This window comes from Paracoccus sp. J55, from assembly GCF_000513975.1.
GTDB lineage: Bacteria > Pseudomonadota > Alphaproteobacteria > Rhodobacterales > Rhodobacteraceae > Paracoccus.
Genome location: NZ_AZVA01000046.1, coordinates 1 through 19665 on the forward strand (window position 1 = coordinate 1; position 19665 = coordinate 19665).

Below are 19665 nucleotides of genomic sequence, written 5' to 3' on the forward strand. Positions count from 1 at the left end.
GAGGACCACTTGCCAAACTCTTCGGGCAGATCGCGCCATGGCGCACCAGTCCTTGCGATCCAGAATATACCATTCAGAACAAGACGATGGTCCGCAGGTTTCCGCCCGTTAGGGTGCCGGACGGCACGAATGAAGCCCTCGAAGAAGGTCCACTCATCGTCGGATATCAGGTTGCGTGCCAAGTTCATCTCCCACGTAGAGATGAGCTTGAATCATAGGACGACTGCCAGAGGAATCCCTTTTGTCAACACGACCTAGGGAGAGAGATATGGACCTTAACAGATACGAAGTGGTCTGGCCGCGCAGCCGGCAATTCCAGGACGGCACCCGCCTTGCCCGCCGCCTTGAGACGCTCGAAGGCAAGACCATTGCCCAGCTTTGGGACTGGATCTTCAAGGGCGACAAGATGTTCGAAGTCTGGGAGCGCGAGTTGAAGAAGCGCTACCCCGGCATCAACTTCGTTTCCTGGCGCGAATTCGGAGAGATCCACGGCCATAACGAGCGCAAGGTTCTGGAGGAACTGCCTGAGAAATTCGCCAGGTTCGGCGTCGATGCCGCGCTGGTCGGGGTCGGCTGCTGCGGTTCCTGCACGGCGGGCGTGACCCGCGCAGCGATTCATGTCGAGAAGATGGGGATTCCTACGGTCTCGATGATCTGCTCCGGCTTCGAGATGCAGGGCAAGATGACGGCCAAGGGCCTGCAGATGCCGAACCTGCCCTATACCGTTCATCCCGGCCATGTGAACTTCGTCACCGACGAGGAACTGGACCGCAACGCCGCCACCGTCATGCTCGACCAGGTCATCCGCGGCTTGACCGTGCAGCCGCCCGAAGAGGCGCTGGACGCCGAATACAGCCAGCGCGAGATCGTCTTTACCGGCAATTACAACCAGGTGCAGCAGCATTTCCTGAAGAACGAATGGTCGGAAGGACTGCCGGTGGTGCCTCCGACGCTGGAGGCCGTGGGCGAGTTCCTGAAGTTCACCGACCGCGATCCCGCGGAAGTGCTGGGCCACGTCCTACCCGACAACCGCGAGGCGACCGTCCCCGGCTTGCCGGCATGGAACCCGACGCCGACGCCGACGAGAATCTCTTCACGGCATTCCGGGCCAAGGGCGAGAAGCATCGCAACGCCGTGTTGGCGCTCATCGTCGCCCGTACCCTGAAATACGGCTGTTCAGTCTATGGCCGAAGCGAGCGGTTTCCGATTTTCGATGAGATCGAGGCCGAGGTGAAAGCCAATATCCGGCACGTCTAGCCATTCGCAAGACCGGTCCCGAGCGCGTCCTGCTCTCGACCGATTTCGGCCAGGTGAACAGCGATCCCTTCCCCGAGGGCTCGGTTCGCTACGCGATGGAGCTGGGCGCAAGGCTGGACGGGGTGGTGTCGCGGACCGATTTCCCGGCGATGTTTTCGGACAATGGCAGGCGAGCTCTGGCAGGCCGCTGAAATAGGTGCAATATCCGAGATCGGGAAAGGCGCTATCTGTGCTCAACCGCCACACCTTCAGCCTGGGCAGCCTGGATAAGAGCCGCATCCAGGCTGGTCAGGGAAGAGCCCTGACGCAACGCCAGTTCCAGATAGAGCGCATCATAGACCGTCAGGCCATGGCGGCGGGCCAGATCCATCACCACCGAATGCGCCGGCCTGGTATCCAGCCGCACCCCAAAGGCATCCACCGCCTCGATGATCTGCTCGGCGGCGCCTGCCGGCAGCCGCCCTCGTCGCTCGTTGACGACCAAGATATTACGCAGCTCGGCCCACAGCAACCAGGGAGCGCCGATTTCCTCGTGTCTCTCGGCTAGAGAAGCCAGGTCCACGCCAGACTCATCCGGCATGACCCACGCAATCAACGCCGAAGCATCGATGACCAGCATCAGCGGCGGCCTTCGTCACGCGCCGAAAGAATATCGTCGATTCCAAGCCGCACATCTCTTGTCGCGAGCCTGTTGCGCAATTCAACCATACGAAGCAAGGCGGCGGCACGGTCATTGCTTGCTGGAGGCACCAAGCGAGCGACGGGCTGGCCGCGCCGGGTAATCGTCACCGTCTCGCCTGCCTTTGCGGCGGCAAGAAGTTCCGACAGATGCGTTTTGGCCTCGAAGGCACCGATCTCGCGCATGCGAATCTCCATCAACTGGTTTGAAATCTAGTCTGATTGCAGACCTTTTTCAAGCATCCCAGCCAGCATAGAGTCAGAATCCTAAAAGCTGTGTCAGCAACAAAGGTGAACCGCGCCGGGTTTGCCGGAGGCTCCGACTCCTGAGTAGGATGGAGCATCATGAGCTAGACGACGAACAAGTTTTCCCCTGAAGTGCGCGAGCAGGCCGTGCGGCTGGTTCTCGACAACGAGGCCCAACATCCTTCGCGCTGGCAGGCGGTGATGTCGATCGCGGCGAAGATCGGCTGCCCGCCGCAGACGCTGAATGACTGGGTGAAGAAGGCCGAGGTCGACAGCGGCCGACGCGCGGGCATCCCGACCGAGATGGCCGAGAGGATGAAGGCGCTGGAACGCGAGAACCGCGAGCTGCGCCAGGCGAACGAGATCCTGCGCAAGGCATCAGCGTATTTTGCGATGGCGAAGCTCGACCGCCGGTCGAAGTGATGGTGGGTTTCATTGAGGCGCATCGTGATGCGCACGGGGTCGAGCCGATCTGCACGGAGCTGCCGATCACCCATTCCACCTACTACGATCACCTGGCAAAGCGGGCTGATCCGGCGCGGTTGTCGGACCGTGCCCGTCGTGATGCCGCCCTGCGGCCCGAGATCCAACGTATGTTCGAAGAGAACTGGCGGGTCGATGGCGTCCACAAGGCCTAGCGGCAGCTCGTCCGGGAAGGCTTCGAGATCGCGCGTTGCACGGTGACAAGGCTGATGAAAGACATGGGCATCCAAGGCATCATCCGCGGCAAGCCGCACAGGACGACGTTCCCAGACAAGAAGGCCCCATGCCCGCTGGACAAGGTGAACCGCGAGTTTCGCGTGCCGGCGCCCAACATGCTCTAGGTCAGCGATTTCACCTACGTCGCGACCTGGAAGGGGTTCGTCTATGTCGCCTTCGTCATCGATGCCCAAGGGCCCTATCTGATCGCTACGGAACATCGTCGGTAATGGCCGTCATTCGGCAAACGCGTGACCGGTTCGCGGAGGCGCAGCCTTAGGCGTCAACGTCCATCCCATGGGAACAGGCTGATCAGGGCGGCGCCAGAAACAGGTCATCCACCTGCAGCAGGCCCTGCCGTACACGGTCGATCAGCGCCTGGGCCAGTTGCGATGTCGGCTCCCATGACGAGGTGTAAAGCCACATCATCATGCGCGGCGCCGGCTGGATCGGCACGAAGGCGATGCCACCGCTATCCCAGCTCATTCGCGCCATGGCGGGCACGATGGCAAATCCGAAGCCCTGACTGACCAGCACGCAGGCCGTGTCGGCCATCTGCACCTCGGCGCGGGTTTCGACCTGCACCCCTGCATGGCTCAGCGCCTCCACGATCACGCGATGGGACTGGTCGTCGCGCCCCAGCGCGATTATCGCCTCGCCCTCCAGCTGGGCCAGGTCGATGCTGGTCAGCCCCGCCAACCGGTGGTTTGCCGGCAAGGCACAGACCATCTTCATCTGGACGAAGGGCCGGCAATGGATCCCTGGCGCCTGCGAGGGCACCAGCGAGATACCGAAATCCGCCGCCCGGGCCAGCATGGATTGGGAAATATCGGGCGAGTTCTGCGTCAGGATCGTCATCCGCACTTCGGGCCGGCGGGCCAGGAACGGCGCCAGAAGCTGCGGCAGAACCCGCATCCCCAGGGCCGGAAAGGCCGCCACCGAGATCTCGCCGCGCTCGGTGTTGCGGATGGCGCGGGCCGCGTTCTCGATCCGCTCGACGCCGGTCATGAACTTCTCGGTCTCGGAGAACAGGCGCCGCGCCTCGGGCGTCGGCACCAGGCGGCCCTGTCCGCGGTTGAACAGGTTGAAGCCGCAGGACGATTCGAACTGCTGGATCAGCTTGCTGACCGCCGGCTGGCTGACGAACAGCATCTCGGCCGCCTTGGTGACCGAGCCGCCCTTCATCACCGCATTGAAGGCCTCGATCTGCCGGATATTGGGGCGTGCCATGCAGACTCCATAATGAAACGGAATGACTCTCCGAACTAAACTCAATTGTCAGGCTTCTGAAAAGCGCCAATCCTTGAGCCAAGAAAAACACCAACAGGGATTGCCAGATGAAACGCTCCAGTTATGCCCTTGCCTCCACCCTGCTTTGCGCCCTGCCACTTGCCGGCCCGGCGCTGGCCCAGCAGAAGACGCTGACCGTTGGCGGCTATGGCGGCTCTTTCGAGACGCTGATGAAAGAGCTGCTGATCCCCGAATTCGAAAAGACCCATGACGTGAAGATCGCCTTCGTGCCCGGCAACTCGACCGAGAACCTGGCGCGGCTGCAGGCCCAGAAGGGCGCCCAGGAACTGGACGTGGTGCTGCTGGACGATGGCCCGATGTACCAGACCGACGCGCTGGGATTCTGCGCGCCGCTGGCCGATACGCCGATCAAGAAGGATGTCTACGAACTGGCCCGCATCGGCAAGAACGCCATCGGCCTTGGCTTCGTCGCGACCGGCTTCACCTATAACAAGGACTGGTTCAAACGCGAGGGCTGGGAGCCACCGAAAAGCTGGCAGGATCTTAAGGATCCGAAATATGACCAGATCCTGTCGATTCCGTCGATTTCCAACACCTACGGGTTGCACGCCTTGGTGATGCTGGCGCGTGGCGCGGGCGGCGGCGAGAAGGATATCGAACCCGGCTTCGCCGCCATGACCGAGGAGGTGGCGCCGAACGTGCTGGTCTTCGAACCCTCGGCCGGCAAGATGTCGGAACTGTTCCAGTCCGAGGAAATCGCGCTGTCGGTCTGGGGCTCGGGCCGCACCAAGTCGCTGGCGGATACCGGCTTCCCGGCCGGCTTCGCCTATCCCGAGGACGGGGCCGTGGCCCTGCTGCTGGCTGCCTGCCCGGTGGTGGACAGCGACGTCCCCGACGAGGCGCAGGCCTTCATCGACTATCTTCTGGACCCCGAGGTGCAGGTGAAATTCGCCGATGCCATGGGTGCCGGCCCGGTCAACACCAAGTCGGTGCTGCCGCCGGAACTGGCCGAAAGCCTGCCCTATGGCGACAAGATCCAGTCGCTGGTGACGGTGGACTGGGACACGATCAACCAGAATCGCGACGACTGGACCCAGCGTTGGGCGCGCGAGGTCGAGCGCTGACCGCCTGAACCGTCGCGCGGGGCCGGCAACGGCCTCGCCCGTTTCCCGCACCCTACGGCACGGAGAAATCGCATGGCTTTCCTGGACCTGGTCAACCTGACCAAGACATACGGCACCTTCACCGCCGTCGATTCGCTCAGCTTCAGCGTCGAGCGCGGCAGTTTCGTGTCGCTGCTGGGCCCCTCGGGCTGCGGCAAGACCACCACCCTGCAGATGATCGCGGGCTTCGAGGAGGTCAGCTCGGGTCGCATCCTGCTGAACGGCCGCGACCTGGCCGCCGTGCCCGCGCGGCAGCGGGGGCTGGGCATCGTCTTTCAGACCTATGCGCTGTTCATGCACATGACGGTGGCCGAGAATGTCGCCTTCGGGCTCGAGATGCGCAAGGTCGACCGGGCCGAGCGCAAGCGCCGCGTGGCCGAGGCGCTGGACCTGGTGCATTTGTCGCATCTGGCCGACCGCTATCCGCGCGCCATGTCCGGCGGCCAGCGCCAGCGCGTGGCCCTGGCCCGGGCACTGGTGATCCAACCCGAACTGCTGCTGCTGGACGAGCCGCTGTCGAACCTGGACGCCAAGCTGCGCGAAGAGATGCAGCTGGAACTGCGCCGCATCCAGCGCGAGGCCGGCGTCACCACGCTGCTGGTCACGCATGACCAGTCCGAGGCCATGGCGCTGAGCGATCAGGTCATCGTCATGGAGCGCGGCCGGCTGCAACAGGCCGCCGCCCCCTTCGATGCCTACGAGGCGCCGCAGACCTCTTTCGTCTCGGGCTTTCTGGGCAAAAGCAACAGCCTGCGCGGGCGCCTGTTCGGCAAGGGCCCCGAGGGCTCGGCGCTGGACCTGGGCGGGCTGCGCCTGCAGGGCCCCGCGGCCGATCTGCCGCCGGGCGAGGTGGAACTGGCGCTGCGCCCGGAACGCATCGAACTGGTGGCCGAGGGCGAGGGGCTGGTCTCGGGCACCGTCTCGGAACAAGTGTTCCTGGGCGATCAGTGGCTGTTGAAGGTGGAAACGCCGCTGGGGCCGCTGCTGATCCTGCGCCGCAATACCGGCCGCCCCGAGGCGGCCCCGGGCGAGACCGTGCACCTGTCATGGCAGCGCGACCATCTGCGCATCCTGCCGGTCGAGGGCGCGGCATGACCATGGCATCCACCGAAACCCTGCGCGAGACCGCGCGCCCCGCGCTGCCGCCCGCCGCGCGCAAATGGCTGCTGTCGGCGCCGATGCTGCTGCTTTTCGCGCTGATGCTGCTGGTGCCGCTGCTGATGACGCTGGTGCTCAGCTTCAACAGTTTCGACTTCTACGAGGGCATCGGCGGCGATCTGAGCCTGGCGAACTATGCCGAGGTGCTGGGCGACGGCTATTTCTACGAGATCTTCGGCCGCACCTTCGGCATCGCGCTGGCCACGACGCTGATCTGCGCCGCCATCGGTGTGCCGCTGGCCTGGTTCCTGAACCGGATGACGCCGTTCTGGCGCTCGGTCATGGTGCTGGTGGTGCTGGGTCCGCTGCTGATCTCGGTCGTGGTGCGCACGCTGGGCTGGGCGATCATCTTGGGCAACAAGGGCGTGCTGAACGGCGCGCTGATGGATCTTGGCCTGATCGAGCGGCCGATCCGGCTGATGTACAGCTCGGGCGGGATCGTGCTGGCGCTGGTCCATGTCATGCTGCCCTATATGGTGCTGGCGGTCTGGGCGGCGCTGCAGCGCGCCGATGCCTCGGCCGAGGCGGCGGCGGAATCGCTGGGCGCACGGCCCTGGACGGTGTTTCGCCGTGTGGTGCTGCCGCAGGCGATGCCGGGTGTGCTGTCGGGGTCGCTGATCGTCTTCGCGCTTTCGGCCTCGGCCTTCGCGACGCCCGCGATCATCGGCGGGCGCCGGGTCAAGGTCGCCGCCACCGCCGTGCATGACGAGTTCATGAACACGCTGAACTGGCCGCTTGGCGCCGCCATCGCGATGATCCTGCTGGTGGCGATCATGGCGGTGATGCTGATCTGGACTCGGCTGGTCGAGGCCCGCGTCGGAAAGGAATACGCATGAGACGCAACGGGATCTTCGCCAAGGCCTTCTGCGCACTGTTCGCGCTGTTCATGCTGGCCCCGATCCTCGTCGTGATCGGCGTGTCCTTCACGCCCACGGGCTATCTGGAATTTCCGCCCAGCGGCCTGTCGCTGCGCTGGTTCCGGGCCATCCTCGACAATCCCGACTTCATCGCCGCGGCCTGGATCAGCCTGAAGCTGGCGCTGATCGCGGCGACGCTGGCCACGGTGCTGGCGGTGCCGGCGGCGCTGGCCATCGGTCGCGGCAGCTTCCGGGGTCGCGAGGCGCTGCAGGCGCTGTTCATGTCGCCGCTCATGGTGCCGACGGTGGTGCTGGGCATCGCCTTCCTGCGCTTCCTGACGCTGGTGGGCATCAGCGGCACCTTCACTGGCATGATGCTGTGCCATGTGGTGATCGTCACGCCCTTCATCCTGCGGCTGGTGCTGGCCTCGGTGGTGGGACTGGACGCCGCGACCGAGCGGGCGGCCGTCGCCATGGGCGCATCCGACTGGACGGTGTTTCGCCGCATCACCCTACCCACCATCCTGCCGGGCATCGTCGGCGGCTGGGTGCTGGCCTTCATCACCAGCTTCGACGAACTGACGGTGACGGTGTTCATCGCCAGCCCCTCGACCACGACGCTGCCGGTGCGGATGTTCTCGCATATCGCGCAGACCACGGACCCGCTGGTCGCCTCGGTCTCGACGGTGGCGATCCTGTTCACGGTGGCCCTGATGCTGGCGGTGGACCGGCTTTACGGGCTCGACAAACTCCTGATCGGAGAAGGCAAGACATGACTTCCAACGAACGCGCCGCCGACACGCTGGTGGTCGGTGGCGGATTGGTCGGCGCAGCGCTGGCCTACGGCCTCGCGCGCGAGGGCGAGCGGGTGACCGTCCTGGACGAAGGCGACGTGGCGCTGCGCGCCAGCCGGGGCAATTTCGGGCTGGTCTGGGTGCAGTCCAAGGGCGACGGCCTGCACGACTATGCCCGCTGGACCCGGCATTCCGCGGATCTCTGGCCGGAATTCGCCGGGTTGCTGGAGCAGGACAGCGGCATCTCGCCCGATTACGAAAAGCCCGGCGGCGTGCATTTCATGCTGTCGGAATCCGAGCTGGAGGCCAAGCGCGCCCAGATCGCCCGCATGCACAACGTGAACGGCGCCGCAGGCTACGGGGCCGAGATCATCGACCGCCAGCAGCTCGACGCCATGCTGCCGGGGCTGGGGCCGGACGTGATCGGCGCCAGCTGGTCGCCGCATGACGGCCATGCCAGCCCGCTGCGGCTGCTGCGCGGGCTGCACGCCGCCATCGCCGCGCGGGGCGGGCGCTATGTGCCGGATGCGCGTGCGGATCAGGTCGGGCGCGACGGCCAGGGGTTCTTTGCCCGCACCGCCAAGGGGACATACCGCGCCGGCAAGATCGTGCTGGCCGCCGGGCATGGTAATACCGCACTGGCGCCGGCGCTGGGGATGACCATCCCGCTGCGCGCGGAAAAGGGCCAGATCCTGGTGACCGAGCGCGCGGCGCCGCTGCTGCCGATGCCGACCCATGTGCTGCGCCAGACCGCCGAGGGCACGGTGATGATGGGCGACAGCCACGAGGATACCGGCTATTCCACCGACAGCGTCAGTTCGGTGATCCGCGACATCGCCCGCCATGCCGTGCGCTGCTTTCCCGCCATCGCCCAGCTGCGGGTGGTGCGCAGCTGGGGCGCGGTGCGGGTGCTCAGCCTGGACGGCTTTCCGATCTACCAGGAATCCCCGGGCTTTCCCGGCGCCTTTTCCATCAACTGCCATTCCGGCGTCACGCTGGCCGGCGCTCATGCGCTGGCCCTGGCGCCGATGATCGCGCGCGGCCGGCTGGACGCACAGGTCGAACGCTTCACCGCAAGGAGATTTGGACATGCCACGGCGCATTGACCCCGAAGGGGCGACGCTCAGCTTCACCTTCGAAGGCCGCCGGATCGAGGCGCGGGCCGGCGACAGCGTCGCCGCGGCCCTGACGGCGGCCGGCATCCGCGACCTGCGCGACAGCGCGGTCTCGGGCCAGCCGCGCGGCATCTTCTGCATGATGGGCGCCTGTTTCGACTGCCTGGTGGAAATCGACGGCCAGCCGAACCGGCAGGCCTGCATGGTCCCCGTGACCGAAGGCTTGACTGTGCGCCGCCAGCGCGGCGCGGCAGAGGTGCATCCATGACCCAGCAGACCATCCCCTTCGCCGATCTTGTCGTTATCGGCGCCGGCCCCGCCGGCATGGCCGCCGCGACCGAGGCCGCCAAAGCCGGCCTTTCCGTCACCCTGCTGGACGAGGCCCCGGCCCCCGGCGGCCAGATCTATCGCGGCATCGAGACCGCCGGCCCGCGCCGCCTGCAGATCCTGGGCCCCGACTATGCCGAGGGCCGCAGCCTTGCCGACAGCTTCCGCGCCTCGGGTGCGACCTACCTGCCCGGCGCGCTGGTCTGGAACATCGGCACCGACCGGGTAATCGACTATTCGCACCAGGGCGTCTCGCACCAGTTGCGCGCCGGGGCCATCGTCGCCGCCACCGGCGCGCTGGAACGGCCCATGCCGATCCCCGGCTGGACCCTGCCCGGCGTCACCACGGTCGGCGCCCTGCAGATCCTGCTGAAGGGCTCGGGCGTGGTGGCCGAGGATGCGGTTTTGGTCGGCTCGGGCCCGCTCTTGTGGCTCTTGGCGGCGCAGATGGTCGATGCCGGCTGCCCGCCGCGCGCGGTGGTCGAGAACCTGCCGCGCGGGCGGACGCGGGCGGCGCTGCCGCATCTGCTGCGGGCGTTGCGGGCGCGCTCCTACCTGGCCAAGGGGCTGGCGCTGATGCGCAAGGTCAAGGCGGCGGGCGTGCCGATCCACCGCCATGCCACCGGCCTTGCCGTCGAGGGTGCGGATGCCGCCCGGGCGCTGGTCTTTGCCGTCGGCGGCCGCGCGCAGCGGATCGAGACGACCAGCATAGCGCTGCATCAGGGCGTGGTGCCGAACCAGCAGGTCACCCGGCTGATGCGCGCCGATCACCTCTGGGACGCCGGCCAGCACTGTTTCCGCCCGGTGCTGGACGCCAGCGGCCAGACCTCGGTCCCCGGACTTTACGTCGCGGGCGACGGCGCGGGCATCGGCGGCGCCAGGGCCGCCGCCCTGCAGGGCCGACTGGTGGCGCTGTCCATCACCGGCGGCGATCCCGCCCGCATCGTGCGGCTGCGGGCGGCGCTGGCGCGCGACGCCGCGATCCGGCCGTTCCTGGAGGCGCTCTACGCCCCTGCCCCCGAGGTGCTTGCTCCCGCCGACGACACCATCATCTGCCGCTGCGAGGAGGTCACGGCCGGCACGATCCGCGCCACCGTCGATCTCGGCGCCCCCGGCCCCAACCAGGTGAAATCCATGCTGCGCACCGGCATGGGTCCGTGTCAGGGCCGGGTCTGCGGCCTTGCCGTCGCCGGCATCATCGCCGCGCGCAAGGGCGAGGACCCGCAGGTCACCGATTATTACCGCATCCGGCCGCCGCTAAAGCCGATCTCGTTGGCCGAACTGGCCGGCTTCGCCCCCGGAATCGCCGCGGAATGACGGCGGCGCTGCATTCCGGCCGCTCGGCCGACCTGCTGGTGGTCGGCGGCGGCATCCATGGCTGCTCGGCGGCGCTGCATGCGGCGCTGCGCGGCATGTCGGTGATCGTGCTGGAAAAGGACAGCGTCGGCCGCCATGCCTCGGGCGTGAACGCCGGCGGGGTGCGGCGGCTGGGCCGGCATTATGCCGAGGTGCCGATCTCGCAGCATTCCATGCAGATCTGGTATGGCATCGCCGATTTCCTGGACGACGATTGCGGCTTCCAGATCGCGCCGCAGATCAAGGTGGCGGAAACCGAGGCCGAGCTGGCCAGCCTTGCCGCCCGCGCCGCCGACCTGCGCGCCATGGGCTTCGACCACGAGGTGATGCTGGACCAGGCCGAGCTGCGTCGCCTGCTGCCCGCCGTCGCCGATCACGCCCTGGGCGGGCTGGCGGCGCTGCGCGACGGCTTCGCCCAGCCCTACAAGACCACCTTCGCCTTTCAGCGCAAGGCGGCCGCATTGGGCGTGCGCTTCCATGAAGGCTGCCCCGCCACCGCCGTCCGCCGCGACGCCGGCTGGATCGTGACGACGCCCCAGGGCGATTTCCGTGCCCCGCGCCTGTTGAACGCCGCGGGCGCCTGGGGCGGGCGGCTGGCGGGGATACTGGGCGAGCCGGCCCCGGTCGAGGCCATCGCGCCGATGATGCTGGTCACCAACCGCCTGCCGCATTTCTGCGACGCGGTGGTGGGCGCGACCGGACGGCCCCTGTCCTTCAAGCAGATGCCGAACGGCACCGTGGTCATCGGCGGCGGCAGGCGCGGCCGCGCCGATGCGGCCTCGAACATGTCCGAGATCCTGTTTCCCGAACTGCGCCTGACGGCGCAGACCGCCGCCGAGCTGTTCCCGGTCATGCGCGGCGCCCAGATCATCCGCAGCTGGTCCGGGGTCGAGGCGCGCATGCCCGACGACATCCCGGTCATCGGCGCCTCGGCCCGCCACGAGGGGCTGTTCCACGCCTTCGGCTTTTCCGCCCACGGCTTCCAGATGGGCCCGGGCGTGGGCGAGATCATGGCCGGGCTGATCGCCACCGGCGGCACGAATGCGCCCCTGGCGCCCTTCTCGATCGCGCGCTTCGCCGCGTGATCACAACCTTCCCAACGAAAGGAAACCCGATGATCCAGCGCCATTTCCCGACCCGGATCAACCACCGCATCGTCGAGGCCGGCGGCATCCTGCACTTCGGCGGGCTGATCGCCGACGACCTGGCCCAGGACATGAAGGGCCAGACCGCCCAGATCTGCGCCAAGATCGACAAGCTGCTGGCCGAGGTCGGCTCGAGCAAGGAAAAGCTGGTCACGGCGATGCTCTACATCACCGATTTCGACCAGAAGGAGGGCATGAATGAGGCTTGGCTGGAATGGCTGCCCGCCGGGCATCTGCCGACCCGCGCCACCATCGGCGTAGCCGAACTGGGCAAGGGCGTGCTGATCGAGATCGTCGTCTCGGCCGTGCGCTGATCCTGGGGCTGGTCGGGCACCGTCCCGGCCAGCCGATCAACAAGGCGTTTCAAGAAAGCTGCCTGTGACGGCGGGCAGCTCTCCCCGATGAAAAGCGTCTCGGCAGCGGATCAAGGACCTGCACGATCTGGGAGACCCGCTTGTCGTCCCTTTGCTGCGGCTTGTTCGCCTCCTGTCAAGCCGGCCGCGCTTGCGACGAACCCGGGAAGGACTAACCTTGCAGCAGGGCGGGCAGGCTACCGCTGGCCAGAACCGCGCGCGCCAGATCCAGCATCGGGGGCAGCGGGTAGGTGTCCGAATTGCCGCGCGCCCTGCGGATATGGGATACCGCGCTGTCGAGTGTCGGGAACGTCCCGGGCGCGCGCAGATGCAGGTATATCGCCAGCACGATGACCGATCGCGACCGCCCGCCCCGGCAATTCACCAGCACATGCCCAGCGCGATGGGCGGGATAGTTCGGCTTGCCGGGGCTGGTCTGCGTGACCAACCCTTCCAGCGCCAGCACGGCGGCGGCGAGGTGGGCGGGCGTATTGCCCGCCCCGTCGATCAGGCCCACCTTGGCGCGGCGCATATGGGTGCCGTCGGACAGTTGCAGGGGCGCGACGTCGATGTTCAACGACACATTCAGCGAAGAGGTGATGCCTGCGGCCAGCAGCGCGGCGCCGTCGCTGGCGCCGGTCAGGTTGCCGACATAAAGGCGGCAGATCCGGCCCTGGGGCAGGACCAGGTCATGGACCGGGACAAGGATCGTGGTGTCGTTCTCGGCCCGCTCGCGGGTGGTTTCCTTGATCAGCATGGATTGGGCTCTCTTTTGTCGGGGGGCAGATCCGGTCCGGTCGCCAGATCGGGGCCAGGGCCAGCTCAAGCTCAGGGGCATCGTCCAACGCCCCGAAGGCGGGAACCAGATGCCTCGCGCCGGTGATTTCGGCCAGCCAGATCTGGTCGCGGGCACGGGGATGCACGTTCCAGGGATGCCGGCTGGCGCGACCCTCGGCGATCAGCCCCGCCGCCGCACTGCCGGGGGCGACATGACCGGTGAAGATGAAGCGCCAGCCTCGCGGATCGGCAATTAGGCATGACACCAGATCGCCGAGTCGCTCGGTATCTGCGGCAATGATCACATCGCCCTCGCGAGCCTCCGACGGGGTGGTGACGCTGCGCAGATCGGGCAACGCCCCCTGCAGCTCGGCCCGGACCTGCGGGCAGACAACCGGCGACAGGCCAAGGGCGGACAGTCGCAGCGCCATATCCGCGCCGCGCCCGAGGATAGGGACCGGCAGCACCGTGCCGGGGACGATGCTGTCCGCCAGCGCCGGCCCCTGCTCGGCCAACGCCTGATCGCGGTCGCCATAGGAAAGATCGGTGATCACCAGATCTGCCCGGGGCGGGGGATCGAAGGGCAGAAGCCCGGATTCCCGGCTCCAGTCGCCCATGTAAAGCGCGCCGCCCTCCTGCGACAGATGCAGCCAGATGCCGCCCATAGCATGTCCGCTGCGCCCGACCAAGACAGGCAGGCCCAGCAATTGCGCAGGGCCTTGCAGCGGCAGGGCGCGGCAGGCTTCGGGCGGCAGATGCCGGCCCAGCAGTGGCAGGGCGTCGAAGGTGGCTCGGCTGGCAAAGACCGGCGGACAGCCCAGCCGCGGCCACAGGTCGATGGCCCCGACATGGTCGATATGCGCATGGGACAGGAAGATCGCATCGACCCGTCCGATGCCGTCCATATCCGGGCGCTGGCCCGGTGTCGGCCCCTCGCCCAGGTCCAGCAGGATGCGCCGCCCGGCGATCTCCAGCAGGAAGGCCGCCGGGGATTTGCCGCCCAACCCGCTGAATGCCGTCAGAACTGCCATGGCAACACGCCTTTCGGCAGAAAGCGCGACAGCGCCGTCGACAGCAGCATCAGCGCCAGCACGCCCAGGATCATCAGGCACCCAACGGCGGCGGCAAGGGTCGAGGCCCCGCCTTCCTCGAGGAAGATGATCATCGGCCCGATGGTGCGGGTGCCCGAGGAGATCAGCAGGATCGAGGTCTGGATCTCGTTGATCGCGGTCATGAAGACGATTACAGCGGCGGCGACGGCGGTCGGGGCGATCAGCGGCCAGATCACGTCGCGCATCCGGCGCAGGAAGCCCGCGCCCGCGACCCGGGCGGCCTCTTCCAGCGCGCGGTCGATCTGGGCATAGCCCGACAGCACCGGGCGCAGCGCCAGCGCAAAGAAGCCCGCGACATAGGCCGCCAGGATGATCCAGGGCGTGCCATAGATCGAAACCCCGATCCCCGGCAACGGCCGCAGGAACAGCAGGATCATCGCGACGCCCAGGGTGATGCCGGGCAGGGTATAGGCGGCCTCGGAACCGAATTGGAGCAGCCGCACCAAGGGCCCGCGCCGCCATGTCAGAAAATAGCCCAGGAAAACCGAGGCCAGCATCAGGAAGCCCACGGTGACCAGCGTCAGCCACAGCGAGGTGACGAAGGCATCGCGCAGCGACACTTGCTGGAACAGCGCCGAGACGTAGTTCTTCAGCGTCATCGTCTCCGCTGTCAGCGGCAGGCCGTAGGCGGTAACCAGCGAAGTCTGGAGCAGCGCCGACAGCGGCAGCAGCAGCGAAACGATGAGATAGCCCCAGAGCAGCGCCGCGACCACGGCCCCGGCCCGGCCCAGCGGAAGCATCAGCGGGCGGCTGCCCAGATCGACGCGGGTATCGCTGCGATCGCCCGCGCGCGCGGCCAGCAGCACGCCCGCCACGGTCAGGGCGGTCAGCACCAAGGACAACGCCGCCATGTTCGGCAGGGCGCCTGGCCCCAGCCCATTGATCTGCTGATAGATCTGGGTGATCAGCGTCGGCACGCGTGCGGGAATGCCCAGCATGGCCTGAATGCCGAAATTCCCGATGGCCGAGACGAAGGCGAGGCTGGCCGCCGCCACCATGCCGCCGCGTGCCAAAGGCAGGATCACGGTCAGCAGCACCCGGCCCGGACCGGCGCCGGCGGCGCGTGCCGCCTCGGCCAGATCCAGCGGAATGCGGCGCAGGCTGGCCTGCATCGCAAGATAGACCAGCGGTGCGTTGTAGATGCCCAGAAGCAGGATGATCCCGGTTTTGGAATACAAGGGATGCCGCGTGCCCGCCTCCATCGACAGGCCGAGGAAGCCCAGCACCGGGCTGGAAGGCGAGAAGGCCTGGATCCAGGCCATGGCCGTCACCTGCGGGGGGATCATCAGGAGCAGCACGAAGGCAAAGACCAGCGCCGATTTGCCGCTCAGGTCGGTCTGCACCATGATCACCGCGAAGATCGTGCCGACCAGCACGGAAACAAGGGTCGAGGCCAGCGAAATATGGATGGTGTTCCAGATCGCCGCCCCGGTCTGCGGGCGCGAGAACAGCTTTGCCAGCCGCTCGATCGCCAGACCGCCATCATCGAAAAGGGCCGCCTGCGCCAGCCGCAACATCGGCGCGACGGAAACCGACAGGATCAGCACGGCCAGCAGGGCCAGAACGATCCTTTCGGAGGAAAGCCGGAAAAGGGGCGCGCGCGGCGCCCCTGCGCTGTTCGGGATGGAGGTCATCCCGATCAGCCGCCGAAGATTTCGGTGAACCTGGCGCGCGCCTCGACATCCTCGGCCACCGCACGGTCGGCATCCAGCGGCATCAGCTTGATCTCGGACAGCGCGGGCATCCCCTCGGGCGACGCGACCTTGGGATCGACCGGCATGTAGCCCTGTTCGGCCGCCAGTTTCTGGCCCTCTTCCGACAGCACGAAGCTGACGAAGGTCCGGGCCGCTTCCACCTGATCGGTGCCGGCGAGGATCGCCACCGGCTCGGTGAAGAAGGTGGCGCCTTCGGCCGGATAGACGAATTCCACCGGCGAGCCTGCCCTTTTGGCGCGCAGCACATCGGCATCGATGTTGACGCCATACTTCACCTGGCCCCCGGCCACGGCCTTGAGCACCGGGCCATTGCCGCCCTCGGGCACCACGCCAAGCGCGTTCAGACGCTCGTAATAGTCCCAGCCCTGGGCGGCGTCCTGCAGCAGCGAATGCATGTGGACCAGCGCCGCGCCGGAATAAAGCGGGCTCGGGGCGACGATCTGGCCTGCATTGGCGTCCTGGAACAGATCGGCCCAGCCCGTGACGGGCGCGGCGATCCGGGTGTTGTAGACGATGCCGGTAGACGAGATCTTGGTGCCGAAGAAGGTCTTGTCGGCATCATACATCAGCGGGTCGATACCTTCGAGCGGCGCTTCGGGCCAGGCCAGCAGCAGGCCCTGGCTTTTCAGCGTGCCCAGATTGATGCTGTCGGCAACCAGCAGCACGTCGGCCTTGATGCCGCCGGCTTCCTGCTCGGCGGTCAGGATGTTCATCAGCTGCGAGGTGCCGTTGCGCATCCATTCCACGGTGATGTCGGGATGCCTGGCCATGAAGGCATCGACGGTCTGCTGCGCGATTTCCGGCGATTGCGAGGTGTAGAGCGTCAGCGTGGTCTGCGCCGACACCGCGGTCGCGGACAGCATCAGGGCAAGGGTGGTGACAGTCAGGCGCATTGGAATTGCTCCGTAAGATGCGAAGAGGAGGAGGAAGGGATCGGCGCCGCACCGGGAGCGGAGGTGCCGGGAAGCGGGATGGCCCAGAGGTCGCGGAACGCCAGGTCAAGGCGCGCGCCCGGTTCGGGCGGCGTGGCCGTGTCGGGCAGCACCATGGGCAGCCGGAGGGACGGATCCGTCTCGGGGCGCAGCTCATAGGACCAGCTGCCGCCGCGATAGGTGCGGGCGGTGACACGGGCGGGGATGCCGGCCTCGCCCGGATGGACGGGCTGGATATCGGCGGGATGGGTCGAGGCCATGGCCAATGGCCGGGCGGTTTCCCCGGCATGGCAGCGCAGCCGGACGCGCGTTCCCAGAAGATCGGCCATGGCAAGCCCGTTCCCCATGGGGCGCAGGCCCTCGACCGGCAGCACCAGCCCGCCCCCGATGAAACCGGCCACCGTGGCGTCGGCAGGTTCGCGATACAATAGCCGGGGGCTGGCGCATTGCAGCAGGCGGCCCTTGTCCATCACCGCGATGCGGTCGGCCAGGGCCATCGCCTCGGATTGGTCATGGGTGATATAGACCAGCGTCGCCCCGCTTTCGCGGTGGAAGCGGTGGAACTCGTCTTCCATCGTGGCGCGCAGATGCACATCCAGGTTGGCCAGCGGCTCATCCAGCAGCACCAGATCCGAACCGGCGGCCAGGCAGCGGGCCAGCGCGACCCGCTGGCGTTGCCCGCCCGACAGATCAGCCGGGCGACGGCCGGCAAAGGGCGCCAGGTTGACGGTGTCCAGCGCCCGGGCCACCCTGGCCTCGCGTTCGGCCCGGGGCAGGCGCGCCACCTTCAGCGCATAGCCGACATTTTCCGCCACCGACATATGCGGCCACAGCGCGTAGTTCTGGAACACGATGCCGATGCCGCGCCCTTCGGGCGGCACCATGACATTTCCACCCGCCACCTGCCGGTCGCCCAGGGTGATCGTGCCTTCATCGGGGCGGTCAAAGCCTGCAACCAGCCGCAGCAGCGTGGTCTTGCCGCAGCCCGAGGGGCCAAGCACGGCCACGAATTCGCCCACCGCGATGTCGAGGTCGATACCCGACAGAACCCTGGTCTCGCCATAGCTCTTGCCGATGTTCGACAGCCGCAAACCCGTCATGCCGCGCTGTCCCTTTCCTGTCATTTCCGGCGCGACTGATGCAGCGGCGGCATGACATGAGCGTGGCCGTTCTGTAAAATCTTGATGAACCTTGCGGTTCGGATGCACGATGCTGGCGCATTCAGCCAGCCACTGCCTTGCCGACGCTGGGGAGAAGATCGAATGGTCTCATACGTTGCACTGCTGCGCGCCGTGAATGTCGGCGGAACAGGCAAGCTGCCGATGACGGAGTTGAAGGCGATGTGCGCCGCCGAGGGTTTCGGCAAGGTCCGCACCTATATCGCCAGCGGCAATGTCGTATTCTCGTCCGACCGGCCCGCGTTGGAGGTCAAGCGGGCGCTTGAGAAACGTCTGGAAGACCATGCCGGCAAGCCGGTCGGCGTCATCCTGCGCACCGCGAAAGAAATGGCGGACGTTCTCAACGCGAACCCGTTTCCTGACGCCCCGCCCAGCGGGACTGTCGCCATATTTCTGGACAGCCCGCCACCCGCCGACACGCTCGAAACGATGAAGCACCGGAAGGACGAAGAGGTTCGGCTGGGCAAGCGGGAAATCTATGTGGCTTATGGCGCGGCGGGCATGGGCCGCTCGAAGCTGGCGATTCCCGCAGCCGCGGATGGCACCGCTCGCAACATGAATACCATCGCAAAACTCGCCGAGCTCGCGGCCTTGATATGAGATGCCCGGACCAGCCGCCAACGACGGAACAGGCTCGGGCCTGATCGAGAAGATCGTGGCAACGCCGGTGCCGACCAAGGGCAAGCGGATGGCGCTCGATCTGACGCTTCACGGTAACCGTCCGGCCTGACCGCTACCCGTTCCATCGCCAGGGCAGCAGGTCGTCGACCTTGGTGATCCTGTAGTCTGGGATGCGGGCGATGGTGTCGGCGAGCCAGGCGTGGGGATCGATTGCGTTGAGCTTGGCGGTTTCGATCAGCGTGTAGGCGATGGCAGCTGTCTTGCCGCCCGCTTCTGATCCGAAGAAGAGGTAGTTCTTCCGCCCGAGGGCCATCACCCGTTCATTCTGCCCATGTCGGGCAACTTGTTGAGGTGCATTACCGGTGGCACGCGCTTTTCGGCCGACAGTTTCGGGTCGAGCGTGTCGACCGACGCAAGTCCGGTCAGTTTGTCCATATCGAGGTGCTGCCTGGNATNTTNANGGTCGTGGCCGCNTGGATGCTCGANCCGGNNGCNTGCNCNGGCATGNACCTCGGCACACCGCGCGTATCGCTCGCGGCCCTGTCGGATCTCGATGACCTTCTGAGTCGGCACGGTCTTCGGCGAAGCTCTTCCGGTGATGTCATCGCCGGAAAGGAACAGACCGATGCAAGACCTGCCCACCGGGCCGTCGAGCCCCAGGCAACTGCAGATGCAGTTCGACTCGGAGCGGTTGCGCGGAATGAGCCCACGGGAGCGCCAGCAGGTNTTGACGCGCCTGGCCATTCTGCTGGCCGAAGCGGCGGGAACGAGCAAGTTGGAGCAAGACGATGATGGACGGTGATCTCCTTCCACCGGCCATCCTGCAGCGCAAGGCGGTGGTCTATGTGCGCCAATCGACCCCGGCCCAGGTGGAGCTCAACACCGAGAGCCGGCGACGGCAATATGAACTGGTCGAGGTCGCGCGTCGTCG

23 protein-coding genes, 2 pseudogenes and 1 other annotated feature are annotated in these 19665 nt (G+C 66.8%); of the genes and pseudogenes, 14 read left to right on the plus strand and 11 right to left on the minus strand.

Annotated elements, in window-relative coordinates; translation table 11 throughout:
- On the minus strand, window positions 1–188 hold a 188-nt coding region (locus PARJ55_RS23620), incomplete at its 3' end, for a transposase (RefSeq protein WP_156929541.1).
- A gap of 80 nt (window positions 189–268) precedes the next feature.
- Here PARJ55_RS23620 and PARJ55_RS0119535 point away from each other — a divergent pair.
- Both PARJ55_RS0119535 and PARJ55_RS24150 read left to right on the plus strand, forming a co-directional pair.
- A complete protein-coding gene (locus PARJ55_RS0119535) occupies window positions 269–1165 on the plus strand; it encodes a hypothetical protein (RefSeq protein ID WP_028714529.1) in 897 nt (298 codons plus the stop codon).
- Window positions 1166–1310: 145 nt separating this feature from the next.
- Window positions 1311–1448, plus strand: coding sequence for a hypothetical protein (locus PARJ55_RS24150; RefSeq protein WP_156929542.1), 138 nt, complete (start codon window positions 1311–1313; stop codon window positions 1446–1448).
- Window positions 1449–1480: 32 nt separating this feature from the next.
- Here the strand turns inward: PARJ55_RS24150 and PARJ55_RS0119540 are convergent, their stop codons facing one another.
- On the minus strand, window positions 1481–1876 hold the full coding sequence (locus PARJ55_RS0119540) for a type II toxin-antitoxin system VapC family toxin (RefSeq protein WP_230376463.1): 396 nt from the start codon (window positions 1874–1876) through the stop codon (window positions 1481–1483).
- Complete coding sequence (locus tag PARJ55_RS22680) at window positions 1876–2121, minus strand: type II toxin-antitoxin system Phd/YefM family antitoxin (protein WP_036714637.1); 246 nt, start codon at window positions 2119–2121, stop codon at window positions 1876–1878. The genes PARJ55_RS0119540 and PARJ55_RS22680 overlap by 1 nt, the downstream gene beginning before the upstream one ends.
- A gap of 192 nt (window positions 2122–2313) precedes the next feature.
- Here PARJ55_RS22680 and PARJ55_RS23625 point away from each other — a divergent pair.
- Window positions 2314–3068: pseudogene (locus PARJ55_RS23625) on the plus strand (IS3 family transposase); the annotation flags it as partial.
- Window positions 2562–2678: a sequence feature (AL1L pseudoknot), on the plus strand. It overlaps the preceding pseudogene by 117 nt.
- A gap of 124 nt (window positions 3069–3192) precedes the next feature.
- On the opposite strand, the gene PARJ55_RS22690 reads toward PARJ55_RS23625, so the two are convergent.
- Window positions 3193–4110, minus strand: coding sequence for a LysR substrate-binding domain-containing protein (locus PARJ55_RS22690; protein WP_051416378.1), 918 nt, complete (start codon window positions 4108–4110; stop codon window positions 3193–3195).
- Between the two features lie 107 nt (window positions 4111–4217).
- On the opposite strand from PARJ55_RS22690, the gene PARJ55_RS0119560 reads away from it, so the two are divergent.
- From PARJ55_RS0119560 to PARJ55_RS0119600, 9 genes are all read left to right on the plus strand, one after another.
- Window positions 4218–5255, plus strand: a complete 1038-nt coding sequence (locus tag PARJ55_RS0119560) for an ABC transporter substrate-binding protein (RefSeq protein ID WP_028714532.1) — start codon at window positions 4218–4220, stop codon at window positions 5253–5255.
- 72 nt (window positions 5256–5327) lie between these two features.
- Complete coding sequence (locus PARJ55_RS0119565) at window positions 5328–6389, plus strand: ABC transporter ATP-binding protein (RefSeq protein ID WP_028714533.1); 1062 nt, start codon at window positions 5328–5330, stop codon at window positions 6387–6389.
- Window positions 6386–7288 carry an ABC transporter permease gene (locus tag PARJ55_RS0119570; protein WP_230376462.1) on the plus strand — a complete coding sequence of 301 codons (903 nt, stop codon included), beginning with the start codon at window positions 6386–6388 and terminating at the stop codon, window positions 7286–7288. The genes PARJ55_RS0119565 and PARJ55_RS0119570 overlap by 4 nt, the downstream gene beginning before the upstream one ends.
- A complete protein-coding gene (locus tag PARJ55_RS0119575; RefSeq protein ID WP_028714535.1) occupies window positions 7285–8085 on the plus strand; it encodes an ABC transporter permease in 801 nt (266 codons plus the stop codon). Before PARJ55_RS0119570 ends, PARJ55_RS0119575 begins: the two co-directional genes overlap by 4 nt.
- The gene (locus tag PARJ55_RS0119580; RefSeq protein WP_028714536.1) at window positions 8082–9209 is read left to right on the plus strand and encodes an FAD-binding oxidoreductase; all 1128 of its coding nucleotides are present in this window, start codon (window positions 8082–8084) and stop codon (window positions 9207–9209) included. Before PARJ55_RS0119575 ends, PARJ55_RS0119580 begins: the two co-directional genes overlap by 4 nt.
- Window positions 9193–9486, plus strand: a complete 294-nt coding sequence (locus tag PARJ55_RS0119585) for a (2Fe-2S)-binding protein (protein ID WP_028714537.1) — start codon at window positions 9193–9195, stop codon at window positions 9484–9486. The genes PARJ55_RS0119580 and PARJ55_RS0119585 overlap by 17 nt, the downstream gene beginning before the upstream one ends.
- On the plus strand, window positions 9483–10862 hold the full coding sequence (locus PARJ55_RS0119590) for an NAD(P)/FAD-dependent oxidoreductase (protein WP_028714538.1): 1380 nt from the start codon (window positions 9483–9485) through the stop codon (window positions 10860–10862). Before PARJ55_RS0119585 ends, PARJ55_RS0119590 begins: the two co-directional genes overlap by 4 nt.
- The gene (locus PARJ55_RS0119595; RefSeq protein WP_028714539.1) at window positions 10859–11986 is read left to right on the plus strand and encodes an FAD-binding oxidoreductase; all 1128 of its coding nucleotides are present in this window, start codon (window positions 10859–10861) and stop codon (window positions 11984–11986) included. Before PARJ55_RS0119590 ends, PARJ55_RS0119595 begins: the two co-directional genes overlap by 4 nt.
- A 29-nt stretch (window positions 11987–12015) precedes the next feature.
- Window positions 12016–12360, plus strand: coding sequence for a RidA family protein (locus PARJ55_RS0119600; protein ID WP_028714540.1), 345 nt, complete (start codon window positions 12016–12018; stop codon window positions 12358–12360).
- A gap of 211 nt (window positions 12361–12571) precedes the next feature.
- On the opposite strand, the gene PARJ55_RS0119605 is transcribed toward PARJ55_RS0119600, so the two are convergent.
- Genes PARJ55_RS0119605 through PARJ55_RS0119625 form a run of 5 tightly spaced genes read right to left on the minus strand, consistent with a single transcriptional unit; the run spans window position 12572 to window position 18035 of the window.
- Complete coding sequence (locus PARJ55_RS0119605) at window positions 12572–13156, minus strand: protein phosphatase (RefSeq protein WP_028714541.1); 585 nt, start codon at window positions 13154–13156, stop codon at window positions 12572–12574.
- Window positions 13089–14207: an MBL fold metallo-hydrolase gene (locus tag PARJ55_RS0119610; RefSeq protein ID WP_028714542.1), complete on the minus strand. Its 1119-nt coding sequence runs from the start codon at window positions 14205–14207 to the stop codon at window positions 13089–13091. Before PARJ55_RS0119610 ends, PARJ55_RS0119605 begins: the two co-directional genes overlap by 68 nt.
- Window positions 14195–15922 carry an iron ABC transporter permease gene (locus tag PARJ55_RS0119615; RefSeq protein ID WP_028714543.1) on the minus strand — a complete coding sequence of 576 codons (1728 nt, stop codon included), beginning with the start codon at window positions 15920–15922 and terminating at the stop codon, window positions 14195–14197. Before PARJ55_RS0119615 ends, PARJ55_RS0119610 begins: the two co-directional genes overlap by 13 nt.
- A 5-nt stretch (window positions 15923–15927) precedes the next feature.
- Window positions 15928–16896 (minus strand): ABC transporter substrate-binding protein, encoded by a 969-nt coding sequence (locus tag PARJ55_RS0119620; protein WP_028714544.1) that lies wholly within the window; start codon window positions 16894–16896, stop codon window positions 15928–15930.
- Window positions 16887–18035, minus strand: coding sequence for an ABC transporter ATP-binding protein (locus PARJ55_RS0119625; protein WP_028714545.1), 1149 nt, complete (start codon window positions 18033–18035; stop codon window positions 16887–16889). The genes PARJ55_RS0119620 and PARJ55_RS0119625 overlap by 10 nt, the downstream gene beginning before the upstream one ends.
- 162 nt (window positions 18036–18197) lie before the next feature.
- Here PARJ55_RS0119625 and PARJ55_RS0119630 point away from each other — a divergent pair, with 162 nt between their 5' ends.
- Window positions 18198–18713, plus strand: coding sequence for a DUF1697 domain-containing protein (locus PARJ55_RS0119630; protein WP_028714546.1), 516 nt, complete (start codon window positions 18198–18200; stop codon window positions 18711–18713).
- Between the two features lies 1 nt (window position 18714).
- Complete coding sequence (locus PARJ55_RS24795) at window positions 18715–18843, plus strand: hypothetical protein (protein WP_256380873.1); 129 nt, start codon at window positions 18715–18717, stop codon at window positions 18841–18843.
- Between the two features lie 3 nt (window positions 18844–18846).
- Here PARJ55_RS24795 and PARJ55_RS0119640 read toward each other — a convergent pair.
- Window positions 18847–19053: pseudogene (locus PARJ55_RS0119640) on the minus strand (transposase domain-containing protein); the annotation flags it as partial.
- Window positions 19047–19169, minus strand: coding sequence for a hypothetical protein (locus PARJ55_RS24800; protein ID WP_256380872.1), 123 nt, complete (start codon window positions 19167–19169; stop codon window positions 19047–19049). The gene PARJ55_RS24800 and the pseudogene PARJ55_RS0119640, both read right to left, overlap by 7 nt.
- Window positions 19170–19665: the final 496 nt, after the last annotated feature.

What these genes read in the sequence shown, in the direction of transcription:
- PARJ55_RS0119535 (WP_028714529.1), top strand. Translation starts at nt 269, where the DNA reads ATGGACCTTAACAGATACGAAGTGGTCTGGCCGCGCAGCCGGCAATTC.
- PARJ55_RS0119540 (WP_230376463.1), bottom strand. Translation starts at nt 1,876, where the DNA reads ATGCTGGTCATCGATGCTTCGGCGTTGATTGCGTGGGTCATGCCGGAT.
- PARJ55_RS22680 (WP_036714637.1), bottom strand. Translation starts at nt 2,121, where the DNA reads ATGCGCGAGATCGGTGCCTTCGAGGCCAAAACGCATCTGTCGGAACTT.
- PARJ55_RS22690 (WP_051416378.1), bottom strand. Translation starts at nt 4,110, where the DNA reads ATGGCACGCCCCAATATCCGGCAGATCGAGGCCTTCAATGCGGTGATG.
- PARJ55_RS0119560 (WP_028714532.1), top strand. Translation starts at nt 4,218, where the DNA reads ATGAAACGCTCCAGTTATGCCCTTGCCTCCACCCTGCTTTGCGCCCTG.
- PARJ55_RS0119565 (WP_028714533.1), top strand. Translation starts at nt 5,328, where the DNA reads ATGGCTTTCCTGGACCTGGTCAACCTGACCAAGACATACGGCACCTTC.
- PARJ55_RS0119570 (WP_230376462.1), top strand. Translation starts at nt 6,386, where the DNA reads ATGACCATGGCATCCACCGAAACCCTGCGCGAGACCGCGCGCCCCGCG.
- PARJ55_RS0119575 (WP_028714535.1), top strand. Translation starts at nt 7,285, where the DNA reads ATGAGACGCAACGGGATCTTCGCCAAGGCCTTCTGCGCACTGTTCGCG.
- PARJ55_RS0119580 (WP_028714536.1), top strand. Translation starts at nt 8,082, where the DNA reads ATGACTTCCAACGAACGCGCCGCCGACACGCTGGTGGTCGGTGGCGGA.
- PARJ55_RS0119585 (WP_028714537.1), top strand. Translation starts at nt 9,193, where the DNA reads ATGCCACGGCGCATTGACCCCGAAGGGGCGACGCTCAGCTTCACCTTC.
- PARJ55_RS0119590 (WP_028714538.1), top strand. Translation starts at nt 9,483, where the DNA reads ATGACCCAGCAGACCATCCCCTTCGCCGATCTTGTCGTTATCGGCGCC.
- PARJ55_RS0119595 (WP_028714539.1), top strand. Translation starts at nt 10,859, where the DNA reads ATGACGGCGGCGCTGCATTCCGGCCGCTCGGCCGACCTGCTGGTGGTC.
- PARJ55_RS0119600 (WP_028714540.1), top strand. Translation starts at nt 12,016, where the DNA reads ATGATCCAGCGCCATTTCCCGACCCGGATCAACCACCGCATCGTCGAG.
- PARJ55_RS0119605 (WP_028714541.1), bottom strand. Translation starts at nt 13,156, where the DNA reads ATGCTGATCAAGGAAACCACCCGCGAGCGGGCCGAGAACGACACCACG.
- PARJ55_RS0119610 (WP_028714542.1), bottom strand. Translation starts at nt 14,207, where the DNA reads ATGGCAGTTCTGACGGCATTCAGCGGGTTGGGCGGCAAATCCCCGGCG.
- PARJ55_RS0119615 (WP_028714543.1), bottom strand. Translation starts at nt 15,922, where the DNA reads ATGACCTCCATCCCGAACAGCGCAGGGGCGCCGCGCGCGCCCCTTTTC.
- PARJ55_RS0119620 (WP_028714544.1), bottom strand. Translation starts at nt 16,896, where the DNA reads ATGCGCCTGACTGTCACCACCCTTGCCCTGATGCTGTCCGCGACCGCG.
- PARJ55_RS0119625 (WP_028714545.1), bottom strand. Translation starts at nt 18,035, where the DNA reads ATGACGGGTTTGCGGCTGTCGAACATCGGCAAGAGCTATGGCGAGACC.
- PARJ55_RS0119630 (WP_028714546.1), top strand. Translation starts at nt 18,198, where the DNA reads ATGGTCTCATACGTTGCACTGCTGCGCGCCGTGAATGTCGGCGGAACA.
- PARJ55_RS24795 (WP_256380873.1), top strand. Translation starts at nt 18,715, where the DNA reads ATGCCCGGACCAGCCGCCAACGACGGAACAGGCTCGGGCCTGATCGAG.
- PARJ55_RS24800 (WP_256380872.1), bottom strand. Translation starts at nt 19,169, where the DNA reads ATGGACAAACTGACCGGACTTGCGTCGGTCGACACGCTCGACCCGAAA.